Genomic DNA, 24,527 nt, shown 5'->3' on the forward strand with positions numbered 1-24,527 from the left:
CCGGTTCGCATCGATCGGGGCACGGGCTTCAGCCGATCAGTCGTGCGCAGGCCCCTGCAGCCCCGGTGGGGCACCCGCGGCATCCGGATCCCGGCCATGCCATCGGTCCAGCGAGCGCATGATCGGCGTCACCGTCAGGCCATGCAGCAGGATCGAGAAGAATACGACGAGACCGACCAGGCCCCAAAGCCGCCCTGCATCGGCCACCTCCATGTGATTCAGGCCATATGCGAGGTAGTAGATCGTTCCCACTCCGCGGATCCCGAAGAACGCCAGCGTCCATTTCTCTCCCGCATCGGCGGGATATCCCAGCAGGCCGATCCAGCCGCAGAGGGGCCGGATCACCAGCAGGATCACTGCGGCAACGGCGGCATCGATCCAGGTCACCGCCGCCAGCAAGCCGCTCACCAGGGCACCGCCGAACAGGATCAGCAGGATCATCATCACTAGCCGCTCCACCTGCTCGATGATGGTGTGCATCTCGTGATGTAGATCATGCTCCCGGTGGGCATGGCGGAAGGTGAGCGCGGTTACGAAGACCGCCAGGAAGCCATAGACGTGGATCGCCTCGGTGAGGCCGTAGGAAACGAAGGTGGCGGACAGGGCGATCAGACCGTCCCCGGTCCTCGCCAGCTTGGTCTCTGCCTGGATGTGGAAGGTGACCCAACCAAAAGCGCGGCCGACCAGCCATCCCGCGACCCCACCCCCCACGATTTCCCAGGCCACCCGATAGGTGAGCCATTCCACGAGCCACGGCGTCCCGGACGCGGTGGCAGCAGCGAGCATGACGGCCAAGTGGACGAACGGGAAGGCCGCACCGTCGTTGACACCGGCCTCCGACGTCAGCCCGAACCGAACCTCGTCCTCCTCGCCGGTCCTCGGCGGCCCCACCTGGACATCCGCTGCCAATACGGGGTCTGTCGGCGCGAGACTGGCCGCCAGCAGCAGCGCTATCGCGATCGGCAAGCCGAGCGCCCATCCTGCGAGCATGGCGATGGCGAGGATGCTGAGCGGCATCGTTACACCGATCAGCCGCCAGGTGCAGGCCCAGCGCCGCACGCCGAACAGGCGGTCGATCTTCAGCCCGGCCCCCATCAGCGCGATGATCACGATCAGCTCGGTGAAGCGCTCGGTGATCTCGGGATAGCGCCAGGGCAGCGGGCGCAGCGTCACGCCGGGGAGCAGGAAGATACCCGCCCCGATGGCAATGCAGACGATCGGAAGCGACAACGGCAACCGCCGCAGCGCCAAGGGCAGCCACGCGACCAGCGCGATAAGCACGCCCAACCCCGTCAGGATCAGGATGTACGGGTCTGGAAACAGAGCAGTGGCGTTCATCGCTGGATAAGCGATCGGGGTAGCGGATCGGTCCTCGCCGGCGGCGATTTGCACGCCGCCCCGCCCCTCTCCGTCGGTCACAACGAAAAAGGGCGGTGGTTGCCCACCGCCCTTTTCGTTTTGTCGCCTGGCTCGGCAGACCGAAGGCTCAGCCCTCGATCACTTCCACCATGTGCGGCAGCTTGCGGATCATGCCGCGGACCTCGGGGCTGTCTTCCAGCTCCGAAACCTTGTGCATCTTGTTGAGGCCAAGGCCGATCAGCGTGGCGCGCTGATCCTTGGTGCGGCGGATCGGCGAGCCGATCTGCTTGATCTTGATCTTCGCCATGATCGTTTACTCCGTAACGGCCGCAGCGTCCGCCTCGGCGGTCTGCGAACCACCGCGGCCGAGCAGGTCGGCGATCTTCTTGCCACGGCGCTGCGCGACCGACTTCGGCGAAGTCTGCTCACCCAGTGCCTCGAACGTGGCGCGGATCATGTTGTACGGGTTCGAGGTGCCGACAGACTTGGTCACCACATCGGCCACGCCCAGCGATTCGAAGATCGCGCGCATCGGGCCGCCGGCGATGATGCCGGTACCCTGGGGCGCCGAACGGACGGTCACGCGGCCTGCGCCGAAATGGCCGTTGCCATCGTGGTGGAGCGTGCGGCCTTCCTTCAGCGGAACGCGGATCATCGCCTTCTTCGCCGAAGCGGTCGCCTTCGAGATGGCTTCCGGCACTTCGCGCGCCTTGCCATGACCGAAGCCGACACGGCCCTTGCCGTCGCCGACGACGACGAGCGCTGCGAAGCCGAAGCGCTTGCCGCCCTTCACCGTCTTCGAGACGCGGTTGATGTGGACGAGCTTTTCAATCAGCTCCTCGCCACCGTCGTCCTGCGGACCACCGCGACGATCGTCGCGGCGACCACGGTTGCCATCGCGACCGCCACGGCCGCGGTTGTCACCGCCGCCGCCCGGGCCGCCACGGCCACGGCCGCCACGCGAACCACGACCCTGCTGCTGCTGGTCGGGAGCCGCCTGGCCGGCGTCCTGCGCCTCGACCGGTGCTTCGGTCGTGTTGATTTCATCGGCCATCTTAGAACTCCAATCCGCTCTCACGCGCGGCATCCGCCAGCGCCTTGACGCGACCATGGTAGAGGAAGCCACCGCGGTCGAAGACGACCTGGGTGATGCCGGCGGCCTTGGCGGCCTCGGCAACGCGCTTGCCCACTTCCTGTGCCGCGGCGATCGTGGCGCCGGTTTGGCCACGCACGTCCTTCTCGAGCGTGGAAGCCGAGGCGACGGTGCGACCTGCGGCGTCGTCGATCACCTGGGCATAGATGTGCTTGCCCGAGCGATGGATCGACAGACGAGGACGGCCACCGGCCCGCGCACGAAGCGCGGTACGGTTGCGGCGACGACGCTTTTCGAAAAGCGAAAGACCCTTGGTGCTGATCACTTCTTCTTCCCTTCCTTGCGGAAGATGAATTCGCCATCGTACTTGATGCCCTTGCCCTTATAGGGCTCCGGCTTGCGCCAACGGCGGATTTCCGCGGCCACCTGGCCGACCTTCTGCTTGTCGATGCCCGAGATCTCGACCGTGGTCTGATCCGGCGTCTTGATCTCGATCCCCTCGGGGATGTCGAAGTTGACGTCGTGCGAATAGCCGAGCTGCAGCTTCAGGACCTTGCCCTGCGAGGCAGCGCGGTAGCCCACGCCGGTGATCAGCAGCTTCTTGGTGAAGCCGGTGGTCACGCCGGTGACGAGGTTCTGCACCAGGGTACGCTGCATGCCCCAGAAGGCACGCGCGCGCTTGGTCTCGTTCGCCGGCTGCACCGAGATGCCGCCGTCGGTGAGCTCGTACTTGATGTCGTCCGCGAGCGGCATGGTGAGGGTGCCCTTGGGACCCTTCACCGAGATCTGCCCGCCGTCGATGTTCGCGGTCACGCCCGCAGGGACGGGAACCGGCTTCTTACCGATGCGGCTCATCAGAACACCTCCGCCAGCACTTCGCCGCCGACATTCTGTTCGCGCGCTTCGGCGTCGGACAGAACGCCGCGAGGCGTCGAGACGATCGTGATGCCGAGGCCGTTGCGGACGCGCGGAAGCTCCTGCGAACCCGAATAGACACGGCGGCCGGGCTTCGAGATGCGCGCGACGTGCTTGATCGCCGGCTGACCCTCGAAATACTTCAGCTCGATGCGGATGCCGGCCGCGGGGCCCATCTGCTCTTCGCTGTAGCCACGGATATAGCCCTCGCGCTGAAGCACGTCGAGGACACGGACACGCAACTTCGACGCCGGCGTGAGGACGGAGTCCTTGCGCGCGCGCTGACCGTTGCGGATGCGGGTGAGCATGTCACCCAGGGGATCGGTCACTGCCATCTTGCGTGTCCTTTACCAGCTCGACTTCGTGACACCCGGGATCAGGCCCTTGTTGGCCAGATCGCGCAGCATGACACGTGCGAGACGGAACTTGCGGTAATAAGCGCGGGGACGACCCGTCAGCTCACACCGGTTGCGAATGCGGGTCGGGTTCCCGTTGCGGGGAATCTCGGCCATCTTGAGCCGTGCGATGAGACGCTCGGTCTCATCCAGGCTTTCGTCGTTCGCAATCGCCTTGAGCTTCGCATACTTGCCGGCATACTTCTTCACCAGCTGCTTGCGACGCTCGTTCTTGTTGATCGAACTCAGTTTCGCCATGACTTAAGTTCTTCCTTCCTTACGCCGCCTGCTTCGTTTCGCCGTCCGCCTGCGGGAACGGGAAACCGAAGAGACGGAGAAGCTCGCGAGCCTCGTCATCCGTCTTGGCAGTGGTGGTAACGATCACGTCCATGCCGCGCACCTTGTCGATGCGGTCATAGTTGATTTCGGGGAACACGAGCTGTTCCTTCAGGCCGCAGGCATAGTTGCCACGACCGTCGAACGACTTCGGGTTCAGGCCGCGGAAGTCGCGGACGCGCGGGAGCGCGATCGTGATGAAACGATCGAGGAACTCGTACATGCGCTCACGACGAAGGGTAACCTTCGCGCCGATCGGCATGCCCTCACGCAGCTTGAACTGCGCGATCGACTTCTTCGCCTTGGTCACGACGGGCTTCTGGCCGGCGATCAGTTCCATTTCAGAAGCGGCCTGCTCGACCTTCTTCTTGTCCTGGGTGGCTTCGCCAACGCCCATGTTCAGCACGATCTTTTCGATGCGCGGAATTTCCATGACGTTCTTGTAGCCGAACTTCTCGGTCATCGCCTTGACGATCTGCTCGTCATAGAGCTTGCGCAGGCGGGGCGTGTACTTGTCAGCCATTGATGACCTCCCCGGTCTTGACGGCGACGCGAACCTTCTTGCCGTCGCGTTCTTCGAAGCGGACGCGCGTGGGCTTGCCGTCGGCGGTCACGTGCGCGACCTTCGAGACATGCAGCGGCGCCTCGATGCGCACCAGGCCACCCTGGGGCTCGCCCTGGGTCGGCTTCTTGTGACGCACGGCGATGTTCACGCCGGAAACGACGACCTTGTCGTCCTTCGGCAGCGACTTGACGACCTCACCGGTCTTGCCCTTGTCCTTGCCGGACAGGACAACGACCTTGTCGCCCTTCTTGATCTTGGCAGCAGCCATCACAGCACCTCGGGGGCGAGCGAAATGATCTTCATGAAGCCCTTCGAGCGGAGCTCGCGGACCACCGGGCCAAAGATACGGGTGCCGATCGGCTCCTCGTTCTTGTTGACCAGCACGGCAGCGTTACCGTCGAAACGGATCACCGAGCCGTCGGTGCGGCGGATGTCCTTCGCCGTGCGGACGATAACCGCGCGGTGGACGTCGCCCTTCTTAACCTTGCCGCGGGGAGCGGCTTCCTTGATGCTGACGACGATGACGTCGCCCACGCCGGCGAAGCGACGCTTCGACCCGCCCAGCACCTTGATGCACTGCACCCGCTTCGCGCCGCTGTTGTCAGCGACGTCGAGATTGGACTGCATCTGGATCATCGATCCGGTTCCTTCTCGTTTGGCCTGCCGGGACGCGCCCGGTGGTTCCGTTTCTAATGCGTCACCCCGGCCTCACGGCCGGGGCACCAAAGCGGCGGCCTATGACCGCAACTCGAGTTCTCCGCAAGAGCGGAGATGACGATTATGCGTCGACCGTGTTCGGCGTCGCGTGGGTATCAACCCGCCCGATCACCTTCCAGGTCTTCAGCTTGGAGATCGGCGCAGTCTCTTCGATGCGCACGGTCTCGCCGGCCTTGTACTCATTCGCCTCGTCATGGGCGTGGTACTTCTTCGAGCGGCGGATGATCTTCCCGTAGAGCGGGTGCTTCACCTTACGCTCCACCAGAACCACCACGGTCTTGTCGCCCTTGTCCGAGACGACATTTCCGGTCAGCACGCGCTTCGGCATGGTCTCGGTCCTCTTACTTGGCAGTCGAGCGCGAGCGCTCGTTCTGCAGCGTCTTGATACGGGCGATGTCGCGACGCACTTCCCGCACGCGGGTCGGCTTCTCGAGCTGGCTGGTGGCCGCTTGGAAGCGCAGGTTGAACTGCTCGCGCTTCAGGTTGCCCAGCTGCTCGGCGAGCTGGTCGTCGGTGTTGGCCCGAAAGTCGGTTGCCTTGGTCATTTCTCTCAGCCCTCCAGGTGCGTCGTGTCGCCGAGGCGAGCGACGACCTTGGTCTTGATCGGCAGCTTCATCGCGGCGCGCTCGAACGCTTCCGCTGCGAGCGGGCCGGGGACGCCGTCCAGCTCGAACAGGATGCGGCCCGGCTTGACGCGGGCGACCCAGAATTCCGGCGAACCCTTGCCCGAGCCCATGCGGACTTCGGCCGGCTTCGACGAAACGGGAACGTCCGGGAAGATGCGGATCCAGAGACGACCCTGACGCTTGATGTGACGCGTGATCGCGCGGCGAGCCGCCTCGATCTGGCGCGCGGTGATCCGCTCGGGCTCCATCGCCTTCAGGCCATAGGAGCCGAAGTTGAGCGCCGTACCACCCTTGGCATCGCCATGGATGCGGCCCTTGAAGGCCTTACGGAACTTGGTGCGCTTCGGTTGCAGCATTGTTCTGTCCTAGTCCTTAGCGGCGATGATCGTCGCGCGACGGACGAACACCCGAGGTCTGTGCCTCGAGGTTCAGCCGGTCCTGCGCCATCGGATCGTGACCGAGGATTTCGCCCTTGAAGATCCAGACCTTCACGCCGCACACGCCATAGGCGGTGTGGGCTTCGGCCTCGGCATAGTCGACGTTCGCGCGCAGCGTGTGCAGCGGAACGCGGCCTTCACGGTACCATTCGGTGCGGGCGATTTCCGCGCCGCCCAGACGGCCGGCGCAGGTGATACGAATGCCTTCGGCGCCGAGACGGAGGGCCGACTGCACCGCGCGCTTCATCGCACGACGGAACGCGATACGGCGCTCCAGCTGGTCCGCCACGCCCTGCGCGACGAGCTTCGCATCGACTTCCGGCTTGCGGATCTCGACGATGTTGAGCGAGACGTCGGACGAGGTCATCGCGCCGAGCGTCTTGCGCAGCTTCTCGATGTCCGCGCCCTTCTTGCCGATGATCACACCGGGACGCGCCGCGAAGATCGAGATGCGGCACAGCTTGGCCGGGCGCTCGATGACCACCTTTGAGATCGCGGCCTGCGGCAGCGTCTTGAGGATGAACTTGCGGATCTTGAGGTCCTCCAGCAGCAGACGGCCATAGTCATGACCTTCCGCGAACCAGCGGCTGTCCCAGGTGCGGTTGATCTGCAGGCGCAGACCGATGGGATTGCTCTTCTGACCCATTATGCTTCTTCCTGCTCGCGCACGACGATGCGCAGACGGCTGAACGGCTTCAGGATGCGGGTGGACTTGCCACGGCCGCGCGTCGCGAAGCGCTTCATCGTGATCGACTTGCCGACCGAGGCCTCGGCGACGACGAGCGCGTCGACGTCGAGGTTGTGGTTGTTCTCGGCATTGGCGATGGCCGAAGCCAGCACCTTGCGGGCGTCGACCGCCATCGCCTTCTTCGAGAAGGCGAGGATGTTCATCGCTTCCGCGGCGGTGCGGCCACGGATCAGACCGGCAACCAGGTTCAGCTTCTGGGCCGAACCACGGATCTGGGTGGCGACGGCAAGGGCTTCCTTGTCGCCGACCTTACGGGGGGCTGCCTGCTTGCTCATTAGCGCTTACCCTTCTTGTCGGCGGCGTGGCCGGGGAAGAAGCGGGTCGGCGCGAACTCGCCGAGCTTCATGCCGACCATTTCCTCGTTGACCGACACCGGCACGAACTTGCGGCCGTTGTAGACGTTGAACGTCAGACCAACGAACTGCGGGAGGATCGTCGAGCGACGCGACCAGGTCTTGATCGGACCAGCGCGCGTGCCCTGATCCTGGGCGGCTTCTGCCTTCTTGAGAAGGTGCAGGTCCACGAACGGACCCTTCCATACGGAGCGAGCCATCTATCAGCCCTTCTTCTTCGCGTGACGCGAACGGATGATCATCTTGTCCGTCGCCTTGTTGTGGCGGGTGCGCGCACCCTTGGTCGGCTTGCCCCACGGGGTAACCGGGTGACGGCCGCCCGAGGTACGGCCTTCACCACCGCCGTGCGGGTGGTCGACCGGGTTCTTCGCAACACCGCGGGTGAGCGGACGCGCACCCTGCCAGCGGCTACGACCGGCCTTGCCGAAGTTCTGGTTCTGGTTGTCGGGGTTCGACACCGCACCCACCGTCGCCATGCAGGCGGCGTGGATGTAGCGCTGCTCACCCGAGCCCAGGCGCACGATCACCATGCCGCGGTCACGACCGACGACCTGCACGTACGCACCGGCAGAGCGGGCGATCTGACCGCCCTTGCCCGGCTTCATCTCCACATTGTGGACGATGGTGCCGACCGGCATCTGGCCCAGTTCCATGGCGTTACCCGGCTTCACGTCGGTCTTCTTGCCCGCGATCACCTTGTCGCCGACAGCGAGACGCTGCGGCGCGATGATGTAGGCCAGACGATCCTTGCCGGCTTCGTCGGCGCCGTAGTTGATCAGCGCGATGAAGGCGGTGCGGTTCGGGTCATACTCGATCCGCTCGACGGTGCCCTCGACGTCCCACAGGCGGCGCTTGAAATCGACGATGCGATAGCGCTGCTTGTGACCGCCGCCGATGCCACGCGAGGTGACATGGCCCTTGTTGTTACGGCCGCCGCTCTTCGTCTTGCCTTCGGTCAGCGCCTTGACGGGGCGACCCTTGAAGAGCTGCGAGCGGTCGATCAGGATCAGCCCGCGGACGCCAGGCGACGTCGGATTATAGTTCTTGAGCGCCATGGTCTCAGATCCCCGTGGTCACGTCGATCTGTTCGCCCTGGGCGAGCGTCACGACCGCTTTCTTAAAGTCCGAACGGCGGTAGGGCGCGCCCTTCCACTTCTTGGTCTTGCCCTTCTGGACGAGGGTGTTCACGCCGGTGACCTTGACGTTGAACAGCGCCTCGACGGCAGCCTTGATCTCCGGCTTGGTCGCGTCGTTGGCGACCTTGAAGACCACGGCGTTCGCCTCGGAGACGAGCGTCGACTTTTCGGTGATGTGCGGGGCGAGCACCACGTCGTAGTGACGGATGTCGACCGGCTTGGACTGCTTAGCCATTGAAGCGCGCCTCCAGCTTCTCGACGGCAGCGCGGGTCAGGACCAGCGTGTCGCTCTTCAGGATGTCGTAGACGTTGGCGCCGATCGCCGGCAGCACGTCCACCTGGTGCAGGTTGCCTGCCGCCAGCGCGAAGCTGTTCTCGATGGTGTCGCCATCGATCACCAGGGCCTTCTTGCCGAAGCCCAGCTTCTCGAGGTTGCCGGCCAGGACCTTGGTCTTGCCGTTCTCGACGACCAGGCTGTCCATGACGATCAGCGAACCCGCCTTGGCGTGGCTCGACAGCGCCATCTTCAGGCCCAGCGCGCGGATCTTCTTGTTCAGCGACGGATTGAAGTCGCGAACACGGGCACCGTGCGCCTTACCACCGCCGATGAACACCGGCGCGCGGCGATCGCCGTGACGGGCGGTACCACCGCCCTTCTGGCGGCCCCACTTCTTGCCCGAACGCGCAACGTCCGAACGCTCGCGGGTGCCACGGGCAGTGCCGCGACGCTTCTCGAGCTGCCAGGTGACGACGCGGTGCAGGATGTCGGCGCGCGGATCGAGACCGAAGATCTCGTCGTTGAGCTCGATATCGCCCTTCTCGGCGGCGTCGAGGGTTTGAACCTTGACCTTCACTTAGCCCTCCTGGCCTTCGGTGGCTTCCGGAGCGGCCACGGCGGGCGCTTCGGCGGGAGCCTCGTTGCTGTTCGCGACGGCCTTCAGACCGGCGGGGTACGGCGCTTCGGCGTGACGGGCGACCTTGACGGCGTCCTTCACGATCAGCCAGCCGCCCTTCGAGCCCGGAACCGAACCCTTGACGAAGATCAGGCCGCGCTCGGCATCGGTGCCGACCACTTCCAGATTCTGCTGGGTGCGATTGCGGTCGCCCATGTGACCGGCCATCTTCTTGTTCTTGAAGACGCGACCCGGATCCTGGCGGTTACCGGTCGAACCGTGCGAACGGTGCGAGACGGAAACGCCGTGGGTGGCGCGCAGACCGCCGAAGCCCCAACGCTTCATGGCGCCGGCGAAACCCTTACCCTGGGTACGGCCCGACACGTCGACCAGCTGGCCCGCGACGAAATGGTCGGCCGAGATCTCGGCGCCCACGTCCAGCAGACCATCTTCCTCGACGCGGAATTCGCAGAGGATCGCCTTCGGCTCGACTTCGGCCTTGCCGAAGTGGCCGCGCTGCGGCTTGGCGACGTTCTTGGCCTTCGCCGTGCCGGCGCCGACCTGAACGGCCACATAGCCATCCTTTTCGGTGGTGCGCTGTGCGACCACCTGGACGCCTTCCAGTGCCAGAACGGTCACCGGCACGTGCCGGCCGTCGTCCTGGAACAGGCGGGTCATCCCCATCTTCTTCGCGATAACGCCAGTGCGCATCGGCCTGTTGCTCCTATTACAGAGGCACCCCCGGGACCATTCCCGCGGGTGCGTGTTCAACCCTGAATGCTTTACTGCGAAGCCCCCGTCCGGGCTGAACCTCCACCTTGCGGTGGAAGAGACGGGGGACGCAGGCCCGGCCACTCGAAAGCCGCCGGCGGTATCCCTTGTCGCTGCGGACCTGGTCGGCCCGCCACTCCTTGCGTTGGATCGGGAAACGATCCGGTCGAGGAGGATGGCGACTCCGCATGCGGAGCCGCGAATCTCGTGGAAGCGGCGCCTTTACGTCAGCTAGGCTTCCATGTCCACCGCATTAAAGGGTGAACGCCAAAAGCCCCCGCGAAGCGCGGGGGCGTCAGCCGGCTCAGGCCAGCTTGATCTCGACGTCGACGCCGGCGGCCAGGTCGAGCTTCATGAGCGCGTCCACGGTCTGCGGGGTCGGCTGAACGATGTCGAGCATGCGCTTGTAGGTGCGCGTCTCGAACTGCTCGCGCGACTTCTTATCGATGTGCGGGCCACGGTTGACCGTGAACTTATCGATGTGAGTCGGGAGCGGGATGGGGCCACGGATGAGGGCGCCGGTACGGCGGGCGGTGTCGGCAATGTCGCCGGCAGCCTGATCGAGCACGCGGTGATCGAACGCCTTGAGGCGAATGCGGATATTCTGCGTTTCCATGGTCCTACCGATGCGAAAGAGCGGGGCAACGCACCCAATTGCCATCCCGGCGAAGCCCCGGCCCCTGCCCCATCCGCTTGCTAGAGCGATTCGGGCGGCGCCGGTTGAACCGGAACGGCGGCTGGATGGCCGCCTCTTGCTGTTGAACTCAAAACTCGAAGGGCGCGCCTTTAACGGGCCTTCTATAAAAAGGCAACCGCCCGACACTCATTTTCTGAGTGCCGGGCGGAACCTTTTTGCAGTCACCGGCGGGCCGAGGCCCGCAAGGTACTTACAACCTGCCGGCGGACGCCGGCGGGGTGCTTACTTGTCGATCGAGGCAACCACGCCCGCGCCGACGGTACGACCGCCTTCACGGATGGTGAAGCGCTGGCCGACGTCCATGGCGATCGGCGCGATCAGCTTGACGCCGAGGGCGATGTTGTCGCCCGGCATCACCATCTCGGTGCCCTCGGGCAGCTCGACGGTGCCGGTCACGTCCGTGGTACGGAAGTAGAACTGCGGACGATAGTTCGCGAAGAACGGCGTGTGACGGCCACCCTCGTCCTTCGACAGGACGTACACTTCCGACTTGAACTCGGTGTGCGGCTTGATCGAGCCCGGCTTCGCCAGAACCTGACCACGCTCCACCTCGTCGCGAGCGACGCCGCGCAGCAGCGCACCGACGTTGTCGCCGGCCTGGCCCTGGTCGAGCAGCTTGCGGAACATTTCGACGCCCGTGACGGTGGTCTTGCGGGTGTCGTGGATGCCGACGATCTCGACTTCTTCACCAACCTTGATGATGCCGGTTTCGACACGGCCGGTCACCACGGTGCCGCGACCCGAGATCGAGAACACGTCTTCGATCGGCATCATGAACGGCTTGTCGAGCGGACGCTCCGGCTCCGGGATCGACTCGTCGACAGCGGCCATGAGCGCCAGAATGGCGTCCTTGCCCAGCTTGTCGTCGGTGCCGTTCAGAGCAGCGGTCGCCGAACCACGGATGATCGGAATGTTGTCGCCGTCGAACTCACGCTTGGAGAGCTCTTCGCGGATTTCCATTTCGACCAGCTCGAGGATTTCCTCGTCGTCGACCAGGTCGCACTTGTTGAGGAACACGACCATGGTCGGCACGCCGACCTGACGGGCGAGCAGGATGTGCTCCTTGGTCTGCGGCATCGGACCGTCGGTCGCTGCCACCACCAGGATCGCGCCGTCCATCTGCGCTGCGCCGGTGATCATGTTCTTCACGTAGTCGGCGTGACCCGGGCAGTCGACGTGCGCATAGTGACGGCTGTTCGTCTCATACTCGACGTGCGCGGTCGAGATGGTGATGCCGCGCTCGCGCTCTTCCGGAGCCTTGTCGATGTTCGCGAAATCGACCGCTGCGTTGCCCGCAACGTTCTCCGCCAGGATCTTCGTGATCGCAGCCGTCAGCGACGTCTTGCCATGGTCGACGTGACCGATGGTGCCGATGTTGAGGTGCGGTTTGCTCCGATCGAACTTTGCCTTCGCCATTGTCTTCCTACCTTCTGATTCAATTTCCCGTGCCGCCATGGGGACTCGCGAGAACGCGGCCCCATAGCGGCTGTTTTCCGATTACGCCAGCTTTGCCTTCACTTCGTCGGCGACGTTGGCGGGCACCTCGTCATAGTGCGAGAACTGCATCGTGTACTGCGCACGGCCCTGGGTGAACGAGCGAAGCGCGTTCACATAGCCGAACATGTTCGCCAGCGGCACCATGGCAGTGACGGCCTGCGCGTTACCGCGGGTGTCCGTGCCCTGGATCTGGCCACGACGGCTGTTCATGTCGCCGATGACGTCGCCCAGATAGTCTTCCGGGGTGACGACTTCGACCTTCATGATCGGCTCGAGCAGCTTGATGCCGGCCTTCTGCGCCGCTTCGCGCATCGCTGCACGGGCGGTGATTTCGAACGCAAGCGCCGACGAGTCGACGTCGTGGTACGCACCGTCATACAGCAGCACTTCGAAGTCGATGATCGGGAAGCCGACCAGCGAGCCCGTAGCCGCCGTCTCGCGGAAGCCCTTTTCGATCGCGGGGATATATTCCTTCGGAATGTTACCGCCCTTGATCTCGTCCTTGAAGACGATGCCCGAACCACGCTCGCCCGGCGTCAGCTTGACCTTGACGCGACCGAACTGGCCGGTGCCGCCCGACTGCTTCTTGTGCGTGTAGTCGATGTCGACCGGCTTCGCGAGATATTCGCGATACGCCACCTGCGGCGCGCCGACATTGGCCTCGACCTTGAACTCGCGCTTCATGCGGTCGACCAGGATCTCGAGATGGAGCTCGCCCATGCCCTTGATGATGGTCTGGCCGCTCTCCGAGTCGGACGAGACGCGGAACGATGGGTCCTCGCGGGCAAGGCGATTGAGCGCGACGCCCATCTTTTCCTGGTCCGCCTTGGTCTTCGGCTCCACCGACAGCTCGATCACGGGCTCGGGGAATTCCATCCGCTCGAGGATGATCGGGGCGTTCTGCGCGCAGAGCGTGTCACCGGTCGTGGTATCCTTGAGGCCGGCGAGAGCGACGATGTCGCCCGCATAGGCTTCCTGGATGTCCTCACGGCTGTTCGCATGCATCAGCAGCATGCGGCCGACCTTTTCCTTCTTGTCCTTCACCGAGTTCATCACGGTGGTGGCCGCTTCGAGCTTGCCCGAATAGATGCGCGCGAAGGTCAGGGTGCCGACGAACGGGTCGTTCATGATCTTGAACGCCAGCGCCGCGAACGGCTCGGTGTCCGAGGACGGACGCTCGTCCGGCGTCTCGCCGTCGAGCTTGACGCCCTTGATCGCCGGAACGTCGAGCGGGCTCGGCAGATAGTCGATCACGGCGTCGAGCAGGGGCTGCACGCCCTTGTTCTTGAACGCCGAGCCGCAGATCACCGGCACGAACGCCATCTCGAGCGTGCCCTTGCGGATCAGACGCTTGAGGTCGGCGACGCTCGGCTCGTTGCCCTCGAGATAGGCTTCCATAAGCGCGTCGTCGAGCTCGACGGCCATCTCGATCAGGTCGCTGCGATACTTCGCGGCCTTCTCGGCGAGATCCGCCGGAATCTCCTGATATTCGAACTTCGCGCCCAGGCTCTCCTCGAGCCAGATGATCGCGCGGTTCTCGACCAGGTCGACGAGACCCTTGAAGCCGCCCTCGATGCCGATCGGGAGATACAGCACCGCCGGACGCGCGCCGAGGCGGTCGATGATCGAGTTCACGCAGAAATAGAAGTCGGCGCCGGTGCGGTCGAGCTTGTTGACGAAGCACATGCGCGGCACGCCGTACTTGTCGGCCTGGCGCCACACGGTTTCGGACTGCGGCTCAACGCCGGCAACGCCGTCGAAGCACGCGACCGCACCGTCGAGCACACGCAGCGAACGCTCGACTTCGATGGTGAAGTCGACGTGGCCGGGGGTGTCGATGATGTTGATCCGGTGCTCTTCGCCCTTGCCGTCCTGGGCGCGCCAGAAGCAGGTGGTAGCAGCGGACGTGATCGTGATCCCGCGCTCCTGCTCCTGCTCCATCCAGTCCATCGTCGCGGTGCCTTCGTGCACTTCGCCGATCTTGTAGGACTTGCCGGTGTAATAAAGGATACGCTCGGTCGTGGTCGTCTTACCGGCGTCGATATGGGCCATGATGCCGATGTTGCGGTAACGCTCGAGCGGATGGCTGCGGGCCATGATCGTGGTTTCCTTGAAAATTTGGGGAGCCGGACCGTCCGGCTCCCCAATATGTAGGGTCGAAAGTTACCAGCGGTAGTGGCTGAAGGCGCGGTTCGCTTCCGCCATGCGGTGCGTGTCTTCGCGCTTCTTCACCGCGTTGCCGCGGTTGTTCGCCGCATCCATCAGCTCACCCGAAAGACGGGCGGCCATGGTGTGCTCGCTGCGGTTGCGGGCCGAGGCGATCAGCCAGCGGATCGCGAGCGCCTGCGCACGCTCCGGACGGACTTCGACCGGAACCTGGTAGGTCGCACCGCCGACGCGGCGGCTGCGGACTTCGATGCCGGGCTTCACGTTGTTCAGCGCGTCATGGAAGACGCCGATCGGCTCGCGCTTGGCGCGCTGCTCGACGGTCTGGAGGGCGCCATAGACGATCGCTTCCGCGACTGCCTTCTTGCCATCCAGCATGACCGAATTCATGAACTTCGACAGGACCTGATCCCCATAGACGGGATCGGGCAGGATTTCCCGCTTTTCGGGACGACGACGACGTGCCATCTCAACTAATTCCTTCTGATCTTCAGCCGATCCGGAACATGTCCGGGGCTTACTATGGCCTGATTACTTCGGACGCTTCGCGCCGTACTTCGAACGGCTCTGCTTGCGATCCTTGACGCCCTGCGTATCGAGCACGCCGCGAAGGACATGGTAGCGGACGCCGGGAAGGTCGCGCACACGGCCACCGCGGATGAGCACCACCGAGTGCTCCTGCAGGTTGTGGCCTTCGCCCGGGATGTAGCTGATGACTTCGCGGCTGTTGGTCAGACGGACCTTGGCCACCTTGCGAAGCGCCGAGTTCGGCTTCTTCGGGGTCGTCGTGTACACGCGGGTGCAGACACCGCGCTTCTGCGGGTTCTGTTCCATCGCAGGGACCTTGGACTTGGCCTTCTGCGGTTCGCGGCCCTTGCGGACCAGCTGGTTAATCGTCGGCATGAAGCCCTTCACCTTTCAGATGGTTACTTTGCTGGAGCCCTGTTGGACAGAATACGAAAAAGCCCCGAAGGCCTCAGCCCCCCGGGCGATTGCGTCTCCAGCAACGTTCAGCTCTTTGTACCCAAGGCAGGAATCGCCCTACCCGGAACCGGGCGGCCTATACCGATGCGCGGCGATCCGGTCAACAGCGCCGCCCCCAAGCCGACGCAGCGCCGGCGTTAACCCTTTCCAGGGGCTGATCCCCGGCGGCAGCTGTGCTAGCCCGCGTGCCGAATGGGTTCCGCATGGGGGTGTCGCGCATGTTCAACGGTAATCGCAATCGGGAGGATCGCAACAGCGCCTCGGCAAGCGCGGCGCAGGGCAATGCCCGGCGCGGGCAGTTCTCGGTGCTCGGCGCCGACATCGTCATCACCGGCAACCTTGTCGCCACCTCGGACCTGCATATCGACGGGCGGATCGAGGGCGACGTCCGCTGCGGCAGCCTGGTCCAGGGCGCCGAGAGCCAGATCTTCGGCCGAGTCGAGGCCGAGGACGCCCGGCTCGCCGGGGCCGTCGAGGGATCGGTGCGCGCCCGCCAGCTCACGATCGAGCGCACCGCACGGATCACCGGCGACGTCGAGTATGAGACGATCATGGTCGAACAGGGCGGCCATATCGACGGCCGGCTCAAGCATATCGGCGGCGCGACCGCCACGGTCGCGCCGCCGGTGCTGATCAAGGCGAGCGAGGAAGCGGCCTGAGGCCGCTTCCCCCGGCTCTTACATGCCCTTGATCATGTCGTAGTGCTTGGAGATCACGGGCTCCGCATCCTTCGCGAAGTCGCGCAGCTGCGCCACGTCCCCGCCACCCGCATAGGCCTGCACCGCCGCGAGCGCCTTCTGGTGCGCGACGACCTGCTGGCTCTTGTACGCCGTATCGAACGCGGTGCCGGTCGCCGACTGCAGCGTCTGCAGGTTCGCCTGCTGCTCGTCGGTCATCGCCGGCGCCGGGGTGATCGCCGGGCTGGCCTTGCTGCCTGCGGTCTTCAGCATCGCGGTGGACTTGGTGTGGTCCTCCACCATCTGCTTGCCGAAATCCTTCAGGTCGCTCGCCGTCGCCTTTTGCTGGGCGAGCTTGCCGGCGGCGATCTCATAGGCGTCGCTCGCCGCCACCGTGTTGGCGAAGTCCTGGCCGGTCATCGGCGTGGCGGCCATGGCGTTGCCGTCCATGCCGTTCATGCCGCCCATATTGTCGCCCATGGAGGTCTCGCCGGCGGGAACGTTGGTAACGGTGTCGCCGCTGTTCATGGCATCGGTGCCGCCGTTGCTGTTGCCGCCGCAGGCGGCGAGCGCGAAGATCGGGGCGGCGCTCAGGATCAACAGGTGCTTCTTCATCATACAGGCCTCCAGGGTTTCCGGGACCGAACGCCCCGCCCCCGGCCGCGTTCCGAAGCAAACATCTTATCTGCTTGAGTTAACATCATAAGTTATGAAATTCGTCGAATTGTTGGCGCCGGCGCCGCACGATTCATCGACAAATTGGTGCAGCGCAGCGCGATTGATGCAGCGCGCAAACTTACGTTACTTTGCATCCATTTATCGGTTAAAATCGATCCTTAGCTGTGGCGCCTCACCTGCAAAAGGACGCCCACAATGCACCAGGATGAACGAACCCGCCGCATGGAACGCCTGCGAAGCTCGATCGCGCTGCTGCTGTTCGGGCTGTGCACGCTCGCTTTCCTGATCGCGATCGATCGCCCCGAATGGTTCCACCTGCGCCCCGCGAGCGGCACCGCCGCGGCGATGTCGCACGCGGCGAGCCCCGCGCCCGACCGGAACGACGGCTGAGCGGACCTACAAACCTTCTCGCGCGTATAGTCCGCCCATGATCGTCACCACCGCCCCCCGCGCCAAACAGGTCCTCCGCGAAATCTGGATGCCGCTGGCGCTGCTGTTCCTCTGGGACGTCATCGTCACCATCGTCTATTTCGTGCTGCCGTTCCGCGCGCCGTCGTTGCCGCTGACGCTGTTCGGATCGGTGCTGGCGCTGTTCCTCGGCTTCCGCTCCAACTCCGCCTATCAGCGCTGGTGGGAAGGCCGCGGACTGTGGGGGCTGATGATCAACGCCAGCCGCAACCTGGCGCGGATGGCGCGCAACTACCTGCCCGACGGCGAGGCGGTGGATCTCAAGCGCACCATCGTGCTGCGCCAGGTCGCCTATGTGAATGCGCTGCGCTGCCAGCTGCGCCGCCAGCCGGCGGACCAGGAAGTGCTGCGCTTCCTCTCGCGGGGCGAGGCGGACTATGCGCTGGCCCGCACCAACATCGCCAACGGCATCGTCGACGGCACCGGCCGGCGGATCGAGATCGCGCGGTCGAAGGGCTGGATCAATCCGATGCAGCAGCATTCGATGGAAAGCGTGCTGATCGACATCGCCAATGCCCAGGGCGGCATGGAGCGGCTGAAGAACACGCCGCTGCCGATGCAATTCCGCTTCGTGCCGACTGCCTTCACCCATATCTTCTGCGTGCTGCTGCCGATCGGGCTGGTCGAGACGCTGGGCGTCGCCACGCCACTGGGCTCGACCATCGCCGGACTGATGTTCCTGGCGGTGCTCGCGATCGGCGACGACCTGGTCGACCCGTTCGCCAACACGGTGCACGACCTGCCGCTCAATGCGATGTGCCGCACGATCGAGATCGACCTGCTGCAATCGATCGGCGACCCCGCCCCCGAACCGGCAACACCCGACAAGGCCGGCGTGCTGTGGTGATGTCGCAGCGGCTTGCCGCCCTGCCCTGCTTGCCGCTAAAGGCCGCCGGGTAACGGGTGCCTTCCCCCGACGGGAGGGTGAAAAGGGAAGCCGGTCCAGAGTCCGGCGCTGCCCCCGCAACTGTAGCCGGTGAGCCGGCGCGCCAATCTGCCACTGGAGCCGCATGCTTCCGGGAAGGCGGCGTGCCTGCGACGACCCGGGAGCCAGGAGACCTGCCCGCTACGGTCGATTCCTTCACGCGGGCGGGGTGCACCGGGTGATCGGGGCTGAAATCCCCGTGTGAGCGACACCAAACCATGCGGGAGCATCGCGCTCCCCCATCTCGGGTGTCTGAAATGAACTTCTGCAAGCTTTCCCTGTTCGCCACCGCCGCGCTCGCGCCGCTCGTCGCCCATGCCGATCCCGACGACGACCGCATCGTCGTCGTCGCCAGCGGCGTCGCCCAGCGCGCCGACACCGTCGGGCGGTCGATCACCACCATCGACCGCGACGAGATCGAGCAGCGCCAGACCGTCGCGCTCTCGGACCTGCTCGCCACAACCCCGGGCGTCACCGCCGTGCGCAACGGCGGACTCGGCACCGCGACCGCGCTCAGCATCCGCGGCGCGCAGAGCGACCAGACGCTGGTGCTGATCGACGGCATTCGCGTGGCCGACCCCTCCGCCACCGGCGGGGCGTACAACTTCGCCAGCCTGCTCGCCGGATCGGTCGAGCGCGTCGAGGTGCTGCGCGGGCCCAATTCGGTGATCTGGGGCAGCCAGGCGATCGGCGGCGTGGTCAACGTCACCACGCTGCAGGGCGCGCAGGGGCTGCACGTGCGCGGCAATGCCGAGGGCGGGTCGTTCGGCACGTTCAACGGCAACGCGGCGATCGCCGGCGGCAACGACCGCATCACCGCCGGGCTGACCGCGGGCTATCTCACCACCGACGGCATTTCGGCGGCCGCGAACGGCAAGGAGGCGGACGGCTATCGCCAGGTCGGCGCGACCGGCAATGTCGAGGTGCAGCTGGCCCCCGGCCTCGCGCTCGACCTGCGCGGCTATTATGCCGACAGCAAGGTCGATCTCGACGGCTATGCCCCGCCAACCTACGCCTTTGGCGACACGGGCGAATATGCCAAGACCCAGGAGCTCTACGGCTATGCCGGGCTTAAGAATGAGGCGTTCGGCGGCAGGCTGCACAACCGGCTGGGCTTCACCCTCTCCGACATCCACCGCGACGGCTACAATGAAGATTCGTCGATCGCGTACCGGTATCGCGGCCGCGCCGAGCGCTACACCTATCAGGGCGACGCGACGCTGGCCGAGCAGCTCCGCCTGGTGTTCGGCGCCGAGCATGAGCAGAGCCGCATCCGCTATGACGAGGGCTTCGGCAGCGGGGGGCGCTACTCGGTGGGCATCACCAGCGTCTACGGCCAGGCGATCGTCACGCCGGTAGCACCCGTGACGCTGACCGGCGGCGTCCGCCACGACGACCACGATACCTTCGGCGGCCACTGGACCTGGAACGCCGATCTCGCCGTGCGCGCCACCGCCGGCACCGTGCTGCACGCGAGCTTCGGCGAAGGCTTCAAGGCGCCGACGCTCTACCAGCTCTACAGCGCCTATGGCGATCGCGCCCTCCGCCCCGAGACCACCAGGAGCTACGAAGCCGGCGTGCGCCAGACGCTGGCCGGCGGCAAAGTCGCGCTGGGCGCAACCTGGTTCCACCGCGATTCGGACAAGCAGATCGATTACAACTTCGACACCTCGACCTATTACAACCTCAACAAGACCCGCGCCCAGGGCGTGGAGCTCGAAGCGCTGCTCCAGCCGGTGCAGGCGCTGACGGTGCGGGCGAACGTGACGCACGTCTTCTCGGAGAATCGCAGCGCCGACTATCGCAGCAACGACCTGCCGCGCCGCCCGCGCGATACCGCCAATGTCTCGGCCGACTATCGCTTCCCCTTCGGGCTGGCGATCGGCGGCACGGTGACGATGGTGGGCGACAGCTTCAACGATGTCGGCAACCTGACCCCGATCGACGGCTATGCGCTGGCCGGCGTGCGGGCGGAGATGCCGGTGACGAAGCTGCTTTCGGTCTATGGCCGCGTCGATAATATCGGCGACGTGCGCTACCAGCAGATCACCGGCTACGGCACCTATGGCCGCGCTGCCTTTGGCGGCGTGCGGGTGCGCTTCCAGTGAGGTTCGGCGCCGCGCTGCTTGCCTGCCTGGGGCTCGCGGGCTGCGCGGCGCCGCCGTCCCAAGGCGGCGGGGGCATCGTCTCAATGAATCCCTGCGCCGACGCGACGCTGCTGGAACTGGTCCCGCCGTCGCGGATCGCCGCGATCAGCCATTATTCGCAAGCGCCCGACTCCACCTCGATCCCGCTCGACGTCGCCCGCCGCTTCCGCGGCAACAACGGCACCGCCGAGGAAGTGATCGGCCTCAAGCCCGATCTGGTGATCGCCAGCAGCTTCACCGCGCCCTCGACCCGCGAGGCGTTTGCACGGGCTGGCCTGAAGGTGCTCTACCTCGGCATCCCGCCCTCGATCGCCGACAGCAAGGCGCAGGTTACCGACCTCGCCGACGCCGTGGGTGTCCCCGCCAAGGGCGCCGCGCTCAACGCCCGCATCGACGCTGCGATGGCCGCCGCCCGCTGGACCGGTCCCAAAGCCCCCGCCCTGCTGTGGATCGGCGGCAACCTCGTCACCGGCGGCCAGACGCTGCTCGACGACCTGATGACCACTACCGGCTTCTCCAACCAGGCGGCGCATTATGGCCTCACCCATACCGGCCATCTGCCGATGGAGCGGGTGATCGCTGACCCGCCCCGCGTGATGCTCGCTCCCGAAGGCGCCGGGCACGACAGCGATTCGCGCGCCGCGATCCTGCGCAAGCGCGCCATCGCCGAGACCGGCCTCAAGGTCACCCAGGCGCAGTTCGCGCGCCAGCTGGTCAATTGCGGCGGCCCGGTGATCCCCGCCGCGCTCGCCCGCCTCGCCGAGATCCGCCGGCAAGTGCGCTAAGCCGCCTCAGCGGCGCGAAAGCACCTTCTCGATCGACTCGTGCCGCGCCGGATCGGCCGCGCCGAACTCGCGCTCCAGCCGGTCGCGGATGTCGAGCAGCTGCTTTTCGCTGAGATGCTCGATGCCGATGAACTCGTTGCGCGCCTCGGCGATCGCGCGGATCACTTCGTCCAGCTTGGCCTGCAGCGCGGCGGCGTCGCGGTTCTGCGCATTCTGGATCAGGAACACCATCAGGAAGGTGACGATGGTGGTGCCGGTGTTGATCACCAGCTGCCAGGTGTCCGACCAGTGGAACACCGGTCCGCTCACCCCCCAGACGATGATGACCAGGAAGGCGAGGACGAAGGCCGGCGGACGCCCCGCCCATGCCGCGACGCTTTGTGCGAACCGTTCGAAAATCCGTCCCAAGCCGATGCTCCCGATCCTTGGCTGCGCCGCTATGCGCGCGCGCCGGGCGCTTGCCAATCGGGGCTCTACCGGGGTGTGAGGGCGCTAAAGGGGGGCCGGCGTTGCCGCCAGCCCCCCATGTCGCCGGCCGGTCGGGTGGTGCGCCGAAGCGCATCGCCTGGCCCGTCGGCGGCCTGCGGCAAGCGCCCCGGCAGGGGGACGCTCGCCGGATCGGCACGCGAACCGCCACCGGGAGGGGCGATCGTCGCGCACCTGCCGGGTCGCGCGGTTTCCCTAAGGGACCAGCGCCGACACCAGCTTGCAAGCTGCTGACCTTGCTTCGGTTTGCCTCCGCGCCGCCAGCCTTCTTACAGGTCTGAGGGTCTCACTCGCGGCGAGTCGCACCAAGCAGCATCGCCTGTTGATACTGTGGATAACGGGGATAACCCGCGCTCAGACCCTCGGCGGCGCCCAGCCCGGCGCAGCGAGCTCGAACCCGGCAAAGTCGAAGCCCGGCACCACCACGCAGCTAACCAGCCCCCAGCCGCGCGACGCCTCGGTCGCTTGCCAGCGGCCGGCGGGCACGCGCGCCTGCGGCACCTGCCCCGCCAGCACGTCGCCGCCGAGCAGGACCGGTTCGATCGCCCGGTCCGGCTCCTCGATCAGCAGGTCGAGCGGCGATCCGGCGTGCCAAAGCCACAGCTCATCGGCATCCACTCGGTGCCAGTGCGAGCGCTTCCCCGCCTCGAGCAGGAACAGGATCCCCGTGCCCGGCGAGCGGCTCTCCCCCTCGGCGGACGCCCGCCACGTCTCGCGGTACCAGCCGCCCTCGGGATGCGCCGCCAGCCCCAGTTTCTCGATGATTGCCCGCGCCTCGTTCAACTGCCTGCCTCCTGCCTGAACGCGACGTAGTATTGGGTTCATGCAACCGGGATTAAACCCGACACGTTCGTTTCATCAACAACAACTCGGGGAGTATCCCATGCGTACCCTTCTGCTTTCGCTCAGCGCCGCGGCGCTCGCCATTCCCGCGGCGGTCGTGCTGCCCGCCACCCAGGCCGAGGCCAAGGCATCGATCGGCCAGGACCGTTATTATCGCGGCCATGACGACCGCCGCTATCGCCATGACAATCGCCGCTACGCCTATCGCGAGTGGCGCGGCCGCGACGGCCGCCGCTATTGCCGCAAGCCCGACGGCACCACCGGCACCGTGGTCGGTGCGGTCGGCGGCGCGCTGCTCGGCCGCACCATCGACACCGACGGCGACCGCATGGCCGGCACCCTGCTCGGCGGCGTCGCCGGCGCGCTGGCCGGTCGCGCGATCGAAAAGGGCGGCAGCAACTGCCGCTGATGCGCTGAAGCATTAACCCCGGGGTGCTAGACACCCCGGGGCATGCTTCGTGTCCTGATCCTCTCCACCCTGTTCCCGGATGCCGCGCGCCCGAATTTCGGCATCTTCGTCGAGCGCCAGACCCGGGCGCTCGCGGCGCGGGACGGGGTGGAGGTTCGGGTGGTCGCTCCCCGCGGGTTGCCGCCTTTCCCGCTCGATCGTCACCCGCGCTATGCCGCGCTCGCCGATCAGCCAGCGCGCGAGGATTGGAACGGCCTCGCCGTCCACCGCCCGCGCTTCCTCAATCTGCCCGGCACCGGCGGCCGCTTCCATGCCGCGATGCTCGCCCGCGCGCTCCGCCCGGCGCTCACCGACCTGCGCCGCGCCTTCCGCTTCGACGTGATCAACGGCGAGTTCTTCTTTCCGGATGGCCCAGCCGCGATCGCGCTGGGCAAGGCGTTCGGCGTGCCGGTGTCGATCAAGGCCCGGGGCTCCGACATCCACCAATGGACCCGGCGCCCCGCCATCGCCCGCCAGATCGTGCGGGCGGGACAGGCAGCCGACGGGCTGCTCTCGGTATCACTGGCACTGCGCGACGACATGCTCGCGCTTGGCATGCCGGCCGAGCGGACCGACTGCATCGTCACCGGCGTCGACCTCGCCCGCTTCGCCCCGCGCGACCGCGCCGCCGCCAAGCGCGCGCTGGGGATCGCGGGACCACTGGTCGCCTCGGTCGGCGCGCTGATCCCGCTCAAGGGGCACGACCTGCTGATCGACGCAGTCGCCGGCCTGCCCGGCGTCCATCTCGCCATCGCCGGCCAGGGACCGGAGGCCGATCGCCTCGCCGCCCGCATAGCGGCGCTGGGCTGCGGCGAGCGCATCCGACTGTGCGGCCCGCTTCCCCCCGATTCCATCGCCGACCTGCTCGCCGCCGCCGATGTGATGGCGCTCGCCTCCGCCTCCGAAGGACTCGCCAATGCCTGGCTCGAGGCGCTGGCAAGCGGGACGCCGATCGTCATCCCCGATGTCGGCGGCGCGCGGCAGGTGGTGACGTCGCCCAGTGCTGGGCGCATCGTCGCGCGCACCCCCGCCGCGCTCGCCGCCGGCATTGCCCAGCTGCTCGCCGCCCCCCCTGCCCCCGAGGATGTTCGCCGTATCGCCGCCCCGTTCACCTGGGAGGCAAACAGCGAACGATTGCACCGGCACCTCGAACGGCTCGTCGCCCGACGTCGCGGAACCTGAGCGTATCTGCAGGGGTTCGTAGCTGCGGGGGGCTGAAGGAGCCCGTGATGCAGAAGCCCAAGCCCTATCGATCGCCGCGCCGACGCCCCTCCCCGGCCGCGCAGCCGCCGCGCCGGCTGCGTCGCGCCGCCACCGCGCCGGCCGAGACCGATTTCGACATCGTCTTCGAATGGGAAGCCGACGGCCCCACCCAGCACTGA

Annotated in this window: 36 protein-coding genes and 1 riboswitch; of the genes, 8 read left to right on the forward strand and 28 right to left on the reverse strand. The window is 66.1% G+C overall.

Going from position 1 to position 24,527, the window contains the following annotated elements; genetic code table 11:
- Positions 1 to 36 precede the first annotated feature (36 nt).
- From CA234_RS17850 to rpsL, 25 genes are all read right to left on the reverse strand, one after another.
- Entirely contained in the window at positions 37 to 1,338 is a 1,302-nt protein-coding gene (locus tag CA234_RS17850) for a cation:proton antiporter (RefSeq protein WP_126002386.1), read from the reverse strand.
- 148 nt (positions 1,339 to 1,486) lie between these two features.
- Positions 1,487 to 1,666 carry a 50S ribosomal protein L30 gene (gene rpmD / locus CA234_RS17855; protein ID WP_019369689.1) on the reverse strand — a complete coding sequence of 60 codons (180 nt, stop codon included), beginning with the start codon at positions 1,664 to 1,666 and terminating at the stop codon, positions 1,487 to 1,489.
- 6 nt (positions 1,667 to 1,672) lie between these two features.
- Complete coding sequence (gene rpsE, locus CA234_RS17860) at positions 1,673 to 2,413, reverse strand: 30S ribosomal protein S5 (protein WP_064313333.1); 741 nt, start codon at positions 2,411 to 2,413, stop codon at positions 1,673 to 1,675.
- A gap of 1 nt (position 2,414) precedes the next feature.
- Complete coding sequence (rplR, locus tag CA234_RS17865; protein ID WP_174539078.1) at positions 2,415 to 2,774, reverse strand: 50S ribosomal protein L18; 360 nt, start codon at positions 2,772 to 2,774, stop codon at positions 2,415 to 2,417.
- Positions 2,774 to 3,307 (reverse strand): 50S ribosomal protein L6, encoded by a 534-nt coding sequence (rplF, locus tag CA234_RS17870; protein WP_010545735.1) that lies wholly within the window; start codon positions 3,305 to 3,307, stop codon positions 2,774 to 2,776. The genes rplR and rplF overlap by 1 nt, the downstream gene beginning before the upstream one ends.
- Complete coding sequence (rpsH, locus tag CA234_RS17875; protein ID WP_010545734.1) at positions 3,307 to 3,702, reverse strand: 30S ribosomal protein S8; 396 nt, start codon at positions 3,700 to 3,702, stop codon at positions 3,307 to 3,309. Before rpsH ends, rplF begins: the two co-directional genes overlap by 1 nt.
- Positions 3,703 to 3,714: 12 nt before the next feature.
- The gene (gene rpsN, locus CA234_RS17880; RefSeq protein WP_010545733.1) at positions 3,715 to 4,020 is read right to left on the reverse strand and encodes a 30S ribosomal protein S14; all 306 of its coding nucleotides are present in this window, start codon (positions 4,018 to 4,020) and stop codon (positions 3,715 to 3,717) included.
- 19 nt (positions 4,021 to 4,039) lie between these two features.
- Positions 4,040 to 4,621 (reverse strand): 50S ribosomal protein L5, encoded by a 582-nt coding sequence (gene rplE, locus CA234_RS17885; RefSeq protein WP_010545732.1) that lies wholly within the window; start codon positions 4,619 to 4,621, stop codon positions 4,040 to 4,042.
- A complete protein-coding gene (rplX, locus tag CA234_RS17890; protein WP_064313336.1) occupies positions 4,614 to 4,931 on the reverse strand; it encodes a 50S ribosomal protein L24 in 318 nt (105 codons plus the stop codon). Before rplX ends, rplE begins: the two co-directional genes overlap by 8 nt.
- Positions 4,931 to 5,299 (reverse strand): 50S ribosomal protein L14, encoded by a 369-nt coding sequence (gene rplN / locus CA234_RS17895; protein WP_010545730.1) that lies wholly within the window; start codon positions 5,297 to 5,299, stop codon positions 4,931 to 4,933. The genes rplX and rplN overlap by 1 nt, the downstream gene beginning before the upstream one ends.
- Positions 5,300 to 5,441: 142 nt before the next feature.
- Positions 5,442 to 5,708: a 30S ribosomal protein S17 gene (gene rpsQ / locus CA234_RS17900; protein ID WP_064313337.1), complete on the reverse strand. Its 267-nt coding sequence runs from the start codon at positions 5,706 to 5,708 to the stop codon at positions 5,442 to 5,444.
- A 13-nt stretch (positions 5,709 to 5,721) separates the two neighbouring features.
- Entirely contained in the window at positions 5,722 to 5,925 is a 204-nt protein-coding gene (gene rpmC, locus CA234_RS17905; protein ID WP_010545728.1) for a 50S ribosomal protein L29, read from the reverse strand.
- Positions 5,926 to 5,930: 5 nt separating this feature from the next.
- Entirely contained in the window at positions 5,931 to 6,362 is a 432-nt protein-coding gene (gene rplP, locus CA234_RS17910; protein ID WP_064313338.1) for a 50S ribosomal protein L16, read from the reverse strand.
- Positions 6,363 to 6,378: 16 nt separating this feature from the next.
- A complete protein-coding gene (rpsC, locus tag CA234_RS17915) occupies positions 6,379 to 7,089 on the reverse strand; it encodes a 30S ribosomal protein S3 (RefSeq protein WP_010545726.1) in 711 nt (236 codons plus the stop codon).
- Complete coding sequence (gene rplV, locus CA234_RS17920; RefSeq protein ID WP_010545725.1) at positions 7,089 to 7,466, reverse strand: 50S ribosomal protein L22; 378 nt, start codon at positions 7,464 to 7,466, stop codon at positions 7,089 to 7,091. Before rplV ends, rpsC begins: the two co-directional genes overlap by 1 nt.
- Entirely contained in the window at positions 7,466 to 7,744 is a 279-nt protein-coding gene (rpsS, locus tag CA234_RS17925; RefSeq protein ID WP_010545724.1) for a 30S ribosomal protein S19, read from the reverse strand. Before rpsS ends, rplV begins: the two co-directional genes overlap by 1 nt.
- Before the next feature lie 3 nt (positions 7,745 to 7,747).
- Positions 7,748 to 8,599 carry a 50S ribosomal protein L2 gene (rplB, locus tag CA234_RS17930; protein WP_126002387.1) on the reverse strand — a complete coding sequence of 284 codons (852 nt, stop codon included), beginning with the start codon at positions 8,597 to 8,599 and terminating at the stop codon, positions 7,748 to 7,750.
- Positions 8,600 to 8,603: 4 nt separating this feature from the next.
- Entirely contained in the window at positions 8,604 to 8,915 is a 312-nt protein-coding gene (locus CA234_RS17935) for a 50S ribosomal protein L23 (protein ID WP_010545722.1), read from the reverse strand.
- Positions 8,908 to 9,534 (reverse strand): 50S ribosomal protein L4, encoded by a 627-nt coding sequence (gene rplD, locus CA234_RS17940; RefSeq protein ID WP_064313339.1) that lies wholly within the window; start codon positions 9,532 to 9,534, stop codon positions 8,908 to 8,910. Before rplD ends, CA234_RS17935 begins: the two co-directional genes overlap by 8 nt.
- Complete coding sequence (gene rplC, locus CA234_RS17945) at positions 9,535 to 10,284, reverse strand: 50S ribosomal protein L3 (RefSeq protein WP_126002388.1); 750 nt, start codon at positions 10,282 to 10,284, stop codon at positions 9,535 to 9,537. It lies immediately after the preceding gene.
- 364 nt (positions 10,285 to 10,648) lie between these two features.
- Positions 10,649 to 10,960: a 30S ribosomal protein S10 gene (gene rpsJ, locus CA234_RS17950; protein ID WP_010545719.1), complete on the reverse strand. Its 312-nt coding sequence runs from the start codon at positions 10,958 to 10,960 to the stop codon at positions 10,649 to 10,651.
- 303 nt (positions 10,961 to 11,263) lie between these two features.
- On the reverse strand, positions 11,264 to 12,457 hold the full coding sequence (tuf, locus tag CA234_RS17955) for an elongation factor Tu (RefSeq protein WP_010545718.1): 1,194 nt from the start codon (positions 12,455 to 12,457) through the stop codon (positions 11,264 to 11,266).
- A gap of 81 nt (positions 12,458 to 12,538) precedes the next feature.
- Positions 12,539 to 14,635, reverse strand: a complete 2,097-nt coding sequence (gene fusA / locus CA234_RS17960; RefSeq protein WP_125973987.1) for an elongation factor G — start codon at positions 14,633 to 14,635, stop codon at positions 12,539 to 12,541.
- A gap of 66 nt (positions 14,636 to 14,701) precedes the next feature.
- The gene (rpsG, locus tag CA234_RS17965; RefSeq protein ID WP_010545716.1) at positions 14,702 to 15,172 is read right to left on the reverse strand and encodes a 30S ribosomal protein S7; all 471 of its coding nucleotides are present in this window, start codon (positions 15,170 to 15,172) and stop codon (positions 14,702 to 14,704) included.
- Between the two features lie 63 nt (positions 15,173 to 15,235).
- Positions 15,236 to 15,607, reverse strand: a complete 372-nt coding sequence (gene rpsL / locus CA234_RS17970) for a 30S ribosomal protein S12 (RefSeq protein WP_010545715.1) — start codon at positions 15,605 to 15,607, stop codon at positions 15,236 to 15,238.
- A gap of 299 nt (positions 15,608 to 15,906) precedes the next feature.
- On the opposite strand from rpsL, the gene CA234_RS17975 reads away from it, so the two are divergent.
- Complete coding sequence (locus tag CA234_RS17975) at positions 15,907 to 16,347, forward strand: polymer-forming cytoskeletal protein (protein WP_125974140.1); 441 nt, start codon at positions 15,907 to 15,909, stop codon at positions 16,345 to 16,347.
- 18 nt (positions 16,348 to 16,365) lie between these two features.
- Here the strand turns inward: CA234_RS17975 and CA234_RS17980 are convergent, their stop codons facing one another.
- Positions 16,366 to 16,983, reverse strand: a complete 618-nt coding sequence (locus CA234_RS17980) for a DUF4142 domain-containing protein (protein ID WP_125973989.1) — start codon at positions 16,981 to 16,983, stop codon at positions 16,366 to 16,368.
- 282 nt (positions 16,984 to 17,265) lie between these two features.
- Here CA234_RS17980 and CA234_RS17985 point away from each other — a divergent pair, with 282 nt between their 5' ends.
- The 4 genes from CA234_RS17985 (at position 17,266) to CA234_RS18000 (ending at position 21,368) form a co-directional block, all read left to right on the forward strand.
- Entirely contained in the window at positions 17,266 to 17,433 is a 168-nt protein-coding gene (locus tag CA234_RS17985) for a hypothetical protein (RefSeq protein WP_241213569.1), read from the forward strand.
- 37 nt (positions 17,434 to 17,470) lie between these two features.
- Positions 17,471 to 18,358: a bestrophin family ion channel gene (locus CA234_RS17990; RefSeq protein WP_126002390.1), complete on the forward strand. Its 888-nt coding sequence runs from the start codon at positions 17,471 to 17,473 to the stop codon at positions 18,356 to 18,358.
- Between the two features lie 37 nt (positions 18,359 to 18,395).
- Positions 18,396 to 18,593: riboswitch (cobalamin riboswitch) on the forward strand.
- 100 nt (positions 18,594 to 18,693) lie between these two features.
- Positions 18,694 to 20,544, forward strand: a complete 1,851-nt coding sequence (locus CA234_RS17995) for a TonB-dependent receptor (protein ID WP_126002391.1) — start codon at positions 18,694 to 18,696, stop codon at positions 20,542 to 20,544.
- Positions 20,541 to 21,368 (forward strand): ABC transporter substrate-binding protein, encoded by an 828-nt coding sequence (locus CA234_RS18000; protein ID WP_126002392.1) that lies wholly within the window; start codon positions 20,541 to 20,543, stop codon positions 21,366 to 21,368. Before CA234_RS17995 ends, CA234_RS18000 begins: the two co-directional genes overlap by 4 nt.
- 6 nt (positions 21,369 to 21,374) lie before the next feature.
- Here CA234_RS18000 and CA234_RS18005 read toward each other — a convergent pair whose 3' ends face one another.
- Together CA234_RS18005 and CA234_RS18010 are read right to left on the reverse strand one after the other, a co-directional pair.
- Positions 21,375 to 21,776 carry a low affinity iron permease family protein gene (locus tag CA234_RS18005; protein ID WP_125973999.1) on the reverse strand — a complete coding sequence of 134 codons (402 nt, stop codon included), beginning with the start codon at positions 21,774 to 21,776 and terminating at the stop codon, positions 21,375 to 21,377.
- 432 nt (positions 21,777 to 22,208) lie between these two features.
- A complete protein-coding gene (locus tag CA234_RS18010) occupies positions 22,209 to 22,637 on the reverse strand; it encodes a cupin domain-containing protein (RefSeq protein WP_241213570.1) in 429 nt (142 codons plus the stop codon).
- A gap of 100 nt (positions 22,638 to 22,737) precedes the next feature.
- Between CA234_RS18010 and CA234_RS18015 the strand changes: the two genes are divergently transcribed.
- Genes CA234_RS18015 through CA234_RS24440 form a run of 3 tightly spaced genes read left to right on the forward strand, consistent with a single transcriptional unit; the run spans position 22,738 to position 24,527 of the window.
- The gene (locus tag CA234_RS18015) at positions 22,738 to 23,106 is read left to right on the forward strand and encodes a glycine zipper 2TM domain-containing protein (RefSeq protein WP_125974003.1); all 369 of its coding nucleotides are present in this window, start codon (positions 22,738 to 22,740) and stop codon (positions 23,104 to 23,106) included.
- A gap of 42 nt (positions 23,107 to 23,148) precedes the next feature.
- Positions 23,149 to 24,327 (forward strand): glycosyltransferase, encoded by a 1,179-nt coding sequence (locus CA234_RS18020; protein ID WP_126002394.1) that lies wholly within the window; start codon positions 23,149 to 23,151, stop codon positions 24,325 to 24,327.
- A 47-nt stretch (positions 24,328 to 24,374) separates the two neighbouring features.
- Positions 24,375 to 24,527, forward strand: a complete 153-nt coding sequence (locus CA234_RS24440) for a hypothetical protein (protein WP_164521862.1) — start codon at positions 24,375 to 24,377, stop codon at positions 24,525 to 24,527.

The organism is Sphingomonas sp. ABOLE, from assembly GCF_003950455.1.
Classification (GTDB): domain Bacteria; phylum Pseudomonadota; class Alphaproteobacteria; order Sphingomonadales; family Sphingomonadaceae; genus Sphingomonas; species Sphingomonas trueperi.

Coding starts and splice junctions, on each gene's coding strand:
- CA234_RS18015 (WP_125974003.1), top strand. CDS start 22,738: ATGCGTACCCTTCTGCTTTCGCTCAGCGCCGCGGCGCTCGCCATTCCC.
- rpsG (WP_010545716.1), bottom strand. CDS start 15,172: ATGGCACGTCGTCGTCGTCCCGAAAAGCGGGAAATCCTGCCCGATCCC.
- rplP (WP_064313338.1), bottom strand. CDS start 6,362: ATGCTGCAACCGAAGCGCACCAAGTTCCGTAAGGCCTTCAAGGGCCGC.
- CA234_RS18020 (WP_126002394.1), top strand. CDS start 23,149: ATGCTTCGTGTCCTGATCCTCTCCACCCTGTTCCCGGATGCCGCGCGC.
- rplC (WP_126002388.1), bottom strand. CDS start 10,284: ATGCGCACTGGCGTTATCGCGAAGAAGATGGGGATGACCCGCCTGTTC.
- rpsQ (WP_064313337.1), bottom strand. CDS start 5,708: ATGCCGAAGCGCGTGCTGACCGGAAATGTCGTCTCGGACAAGGGCGAC.
- rpsH (WP_010545734.1), bottom strand. CDS start 3,702: ATGGCAGTGACCGATCCCCTGGGTGACATGCTCACCCGCATCCGCAAC.
- CA234_RS17980 (WP_125973989.1), bottom strand. CDS start 16,983: ATGATGAAGAAGCACCTGTTGATCCTGAGCGCCGCCCCGATCTTCGCG.
- CA234_RS24440 (WP_164521862.1), top strand. CDS start 24,375: ATGCAGAAGCCCAAGCCCTATCGATCGCCGCGCCGACGCCCCTCCCCG.
- CA234_RS17990 (WP_126002390.1), top strand. CDS start 17,471: ATGATCGTCACCACCGCCCCCCGCGCCAAACAGGTCCTCCGCGAAATC.
- rpsL (WP_010545715.1), bottom strand. CDS start 15,607: ATGCCGACGATTAACCAGCTGGTCCGCAAGGGCCGCGAACCGCAGAAG.
- CA234_RS17995 (WP_126002391.1), top strand. CDS start 18,694: ATGAACTTCTGCAAGCTTTCCCTGTTCGCCACCGCCGCGCTCGCGCCG.
- rpmC (WP_010545728.1), bottom strand. CDS start 5,925: ATGACCAAGGCAACCGACTTTCGGGCCAACACCGACGACCAGCTCGCC.
- rpsJ (WP_010545719.1), bottom strand. CDS start 10,960: ATGGAAACGCAGAATATCCGCATTCGCCTCAAGGCGTTCGATCACCGC.
- rplE (WP_010545732.1), bottom strand. CDS start 4,621: ATGGCTGACAAGTACACGCCCCGCCTGCGCAAGCTCTATGACGAGCAG.
- tuf (WP_010545718.1), bottom strand. CDS start 12,457: ATGGCGAAGGCAAAGTTCGATCGGAGCAAACCGCACCTCAACATCGGC.
- CA234_RS17850 (WP_126002386.1), bottom strand. CDS start 1,338: ATGAACGCCACTGCTCTGTTTCCAGACCCGTACATCCTGATCCTGACG.
- rpsC (WP_010545726.1), bottom strand. CDS start 7,089: ATGGGTCAGAAGAGCAATCCCATCGGTCTGCGCCTGCAGATCAACCGC.
- rpmD (WP_019369689.1), bottom strand. CDS start 1,666: ATGGCGAAGATCAAGATCAAGCAGATCGGCTCGCCGATCCGCCGCACC.
- CA234_RS17975 (WP_125974140.1), top strand. CDS start 15,907: ATGTTCAACGGTAATCGCAATCGGGAGGATCGCAACAGCGCCTCGGCA.
- rpsE (WP_064313333.1), bottom strand. CDS start 2,413: ATGGCCGATGAAATCAACACGACCGAAGCACCGGTCGAGGCGCAGGAC.
- CA234_RS17935 (WP_010545722.1), bottom strand. CDS start 8,915: ATGGCTAAGCAGTCCAAGCCGGTCGACATCCGTCACTACGACGTGGTG.
- rplF (WP_010545735.1), bottom strand. CDS start 3,307: ATGAGCCGCATCGGTAAGAAGCCGGTTCCCGTCCCTGCGGGCGTGACC.
- rplN (WP_010545730.1), bottom strand. CDS start 5,299: ATGATCCAGATGCAGTCCAATCTCGACGTCGCTGACAACAGCGGCGCG.
- rpsS (WP_010545724.1), bottom strand. CDS start 7,744: ATGGCTCGCTCCGTATGGAAGGGTCCGTTCGTGGACCTGCACCTTCTC.
- rplV (WP_010545725.1), bottom strand. CDS start 7,466: ATGAGCAAGCAGGCAGCCCCCCGTAAGGTCGGCGACAAGGAAGCCCTT.
- rplX (WP_064313336.1), bottom strand. CDS start 4,931: ATGGCTGCTGCCAAGATCAAGAAGGGCGACAAGGTCGTTGTCCTGTCC.
- rpsN (WP_010545733.1), bottom strand. CDS start 4,020: ATGGCGAAACTGAGTTCGATCAACAAGAACGAGCGTCGCAAGCAGCTG.
- fusA (WP_125973987.1), bottom strand. CDS start 14,635: ATGGCCCGCAGCCATCCGCTCGAGCGTTACCGCAACATCGGCATCATG.
- CA234_RS17985 (WP_241213569.1), top strand. CDS start 17,266: ATGGAACGCCTGCGAAGCTCGATCGCGCTGCTGCTGTTCGGGCTGTGC.
- rplB (WP_126002387.1), bottom strand. CDS start 8,599: ATGGCGCTCAAGAACTATAATCCGACGTCGCCTGGCGTCCGCGGGCTG.